This is a genomic window from Bradyrhizobium centrolobii (assembly GCF_001641635.1).
GTDB lineage: Bacteria > Pseudomonadota > Alphaproteobacteria > Rhizobiales > Xanthobacteraceae > Bradyrhizobium > Bradyrhizobium centrolobii.
Genome location: NZ_LUUB01000020.1, coordinates 1 through 3,529 on the forward strand (window position 1 = coordinate 1; position 3,529 = coordinate 3,529).

At 63.1% G+C, this 3,529-nt stretch carries 3 protein-coding genes and 1 pseudogene; 3 read left to right on the top strand and 1 reads right to left on the bottom strand.

Annotation, left to right across the window (positions count from 1 at the left end; all coding sequences use genetic code 11):
* The first annotated feature begins 17 nt into the window (after positions 1 to 17).
* Complete coding sequence (locus AYJ54_RS02695; protein ID WP_063696331.1) at positions 18 to 1,157, top strand: IS481 family transposase; 1,140 nt, start codon at positions 18 to 20, stop codon at positions 1,155 to 1,157.
* A gap of 78 nt (positions 1,158 to 1,235) precedes the next feature.
* On the opposite strand, the gene AYJ54_RS02700 is transcribed toward AYJ54_RS02695, so the two are convergent.
* The gene (locus AYJ54_RS02700) at positions 1,236 to 2,045 is read right to left on the bottom strand and encodes a crotonase/enoyl-CoA hydratase family protein (RefSeq protein WP_063696334.1); all 810 of its coding nucleotides are present in this window, start codon (positions 2,043 to 2,045) and stop codon (positions 1,236 to 1,238) included.
* A 105-nt stretch (positions 2,046 to 2,150) separates the two neighbouring features.
* Between AYJ54_RS02700 and AYJ54_RS02705 the strand changes: the two genes are divergently transcribed.
* Positions 2,151 to 3,023, top strand: coding sequence for an SDR family oxidoreductase (locus tag AYJ54_RS02705; protein WP_063696335.1), 873 nt, complete (start codon positions 2,151 to 2,153; stop codon positions 3,021 to 3,023).
* A 391-nt stretch (positions 3,024 to 3,414) separates the two neighbouring features.
* Positions 3,415 to 3,529 (top strand): annotated as a pseudogene (locus AYJ54_RS51085) (IS110 family transposase); the annotation flags it as partial.

Here is a 3,529-nt window from a genome sequence, read left to right on the forward strand (position 1 = left end):
GGCTTGGGAGGGCCGACATGCCGTGGCGCGAGGTGTCACTCATGGACCAGAGGAAAGAGTTCGTTCGATTGTTCCGGCAGGCGGACGTGAACCGGCGGGAGCTGTGCCGTCGCTTCGGGATCAGTCCGAGGACCGCGTACAAGTGGCTGGCTAGGGCGACCGCGGCAGAGGCCGTCGAGAAGGATTGGGCTCAGGACCAGTCGCGGCGGCCGCATGTCTCTCCGGCGCGAAGCGCGGAGGCGATCGAAGCGGCCGTCTTGGAGGTACGAGACGCGCATCCGACATGGGGCGCCCGCAAGATTCGCCGTCGCCTGGAGGATCGGCAGAAGAGCGTGCCTGCGGCCTCGACGGTCCACGCGATTCTAGCCCGGCATGAGCGCGTCCCGCCGCCTGCACAGCCGGCGCAATACATCCGCTTCGAACACCCGGCTCCTAACGACGTCTGGCAGATGGACTTCAAGGGACGCTTCCCTCTGGGCGACCGGCAGATGTGTCACCCGCTCACCATGGTTGACGACCATTCCCGTTATGCCTTGTGCCTGCAGGCCTGCACCAACGAGCAAAGTGAGACGGTCCAGCAGCATCTCGAACGGACGTTTCGCCGCTACGGCCTGCCCAATGCGTTCCTGGTCGATAACGGTGTGCCCTGGGGCACGTGCTCCGAAGTTCGATGGACCAAACTTCGTGTCTGGCTGCTCAAGCTGGGCGTCGACGTCATCTATGCCCGCCCCTATCATCCTCAGACCAAGGGAAAGAATGAGCGCTTCCACCGCACGCTGAAGACCGAAGTCCTGTCCATGACAACGTTCAGAACCACGCGCGACTTGCAGAAGGCATTCGACCGCTGGCGGCACGTCTACAATACCGAGCGGCCCCACCAATCATTGGACTACGACGTCCCGGCGAACCGGTATCGGCCAAGCTCCCGTTCATTGCCAAGCAAGCTGCCCGAGCCCGAGTACGAGGAAGGAGCAATCGTGCGCAGGGCCAGTCAGCTCAAGGCCAACTTACGCTTCGGCAAGCAGCGCTGGCGCGTTCCGGAGGCCTTCCGGGGCGAGCTTCTGGCCATCAGGCCACTCGCCACGGATGGTCAGTTCGGCGTCTACTTCGGAGCCCATCAAATCGCATCCATCGATCTTCGAGGTGATGCAAAATGAATGTGTTACCCATGTCTCCGAACGGTGTTACCCATGTCCCCGGTCCGCACAACAAGCCAGGCCATGACGGAAGGAGCATTAATCCGCAAACTTCGGCGCGCGCTTTTCCAGATTGGCACGGACCGCTTCGGTCTGGTTCGCACTGCCGATCAGCTTCTGCTGCTCGACGGACTCGGCGAGCAGCGCCGGACCGGGATCGACCGACAGATTATTCAGCAGGCGCTTCGCCGCGCGGATCGCATCGGGGCTCTTGCCGGCGATCTCGCGCGCAACTTCGAGCGCGGCCGCGCGCGGATCATCGCAGATGCGCGTGGCGAGGCCGTAAGTCATCGCCTCCTGCGCGGAGAAGATGCGGCCCGTATAGGTGAGATCGCGCAGGATGTCGTCGCGCACGAGGCTAGCCAGGATCGGCGTGCCCGCCATATCGGGCACGAGGCCCCACTTGATCTCCATGACCGACATTCGCGCATCGGCTGAGAGGAAGCGCATGTCCGCGCCGAGCGCGAGTTGGAAGCCGCCGCCGAAGGCGACGCCATGGACCGCCGCGATCACCGGAACCGGAAGCTGCCGCCAGCCCCAAACCGCCTGCTGCGGAAAGTTCGCCTTCCCGTGCGTGCGTACCGTGAGGTCGCGATTTTCGCCACCCGGAATTCCGTTGCCGCCCTTCTCCTTCATGGCAGCAAAACGTCCCATGTCGAGACCGGCACAGAAGGCGCGGCCCTCGCCGGACAGCACCACTACGCGCACACCTTTTTCGTTGGAAAGACGCTCGGTTGCGGCGACCAGCGCCTCGAACATGGCCTGATCCAGCGCGTTCATCTTGTCCGCGCGCACCAGGCGAACATCGGCAACGCCTTCCGAGATCGAGATCGAGACGCGCTCTTCCATGAATCAATTCTCCCCTGTTCTTGTTCGGTGCCGCTTTACAGGAAGCTGGCGGCCCGATTTAGTCAATCGACCAATTAACTGACAATGCCTACGAGGGAAACAGCCATGTTCAAGGAAAATCTTCTGGCCGGACGGCGCATCCTCGTGACCGGCGGCGGGACCGGACTCGGCAAGTCGATGGCAGCGCGCTTCCTCCAGCTCGGAGCCGAAGTGCACATCTGTGGGCGGCGCAAGATCGTCTGCGACGAGACCGCCACCGAGCTGATGGATCAGTATGGCGGCCGCGTCACCAGCCACGGCGTCGACATCCGCAACGCGCTCGCGGTCGAGGAGATGGTCGAGAACATCTTTCGCGAGGCGCCGCTGACCGATCTCATCAACAACGCCGCCGGCAATTTCATCTCGCGCACCGAAGAGCTCTCGCCGCGCGGCTTTGATGCCGTCGCCAACATCGTCATGCACGGCACGTTCTACGTGACGCATGCGGTCGGCAAGCGCTGGATCGCGGCGAAGCAGCCCGGCAACGTCGTCTCGATCACCGTGACCTGGGTACGCAACGGCTCGCCCTATGTCGTGCCGTCGGCGATGAGCAAGTCCGCGATCCACGCCATGACGATGTCGCTTGCGACCGAATGGGGCAGATACGGCATCCGCCTCAACACGATCGCGCCAGGCGAGATCCCGACCGAAGGCATGAGCAAGCGCATCAAGCCCGGCGACGAAGCCGGCGCGCGCACCAAGGCGATGAACCCGATGGGTCGCGTCGGCACCATGGAGGAATTGCAGAACCTCGCGGTGTTCCTGATCTCGGGTGGCTGCGACTGGATCAGCGGCGAGACCATCGCCATGGACGGCGCCCAGGCGCTCGCGATGGGCGGCAATTTCTATCAGCTCCGCGACTGGAGCGACGACGACTGGACCAAGGCGCGCGAGAGCATCATGGCGCAGAACGAGAAGGACCGGGCGGCGAGAGGTTAGTGCCGTCCTGGCGAATGCCAGGACGTTAGGAGTTCGAAGACGCCGCCCCACACTCAGCCGTCGTCCCGGCGAAAGCCCATAACCCCAGGGAGAAGTCGTGGCGCGAGGCTGGTAACCACGAGTCTTCGCCAAACCACTCTCTGTGGCTATGGGTCCCGGATCTGCGCTGCGCTTGTCCGGGACGACGTGAAGGAGATTGGCGCCGTCTCCCAGCCCTCCACTGTCGTCCCGGCGAAGGCCGGGACCCATAACCCCAGGGTGGAGTTGTGGCGCGAGCTGGCAACCACGAGTCTTCGCCAAACAACATTCTGTGGTTGATGGTGTGGACGGCCCCCTACGGCATCAGTGTGCCAGAATGAGGTTGTCAGAAACTCATTCGCAGGAGCCGTCCGTGAGCCAGATTATCCGCATTGGGATGGATACGTCGAAGTATATTTTTCAATTGCATGGGGTTGATGCATCGGAATCGGTCGTGCTTCGCAAGCGGCTGAGCCGCAAGGCGATGC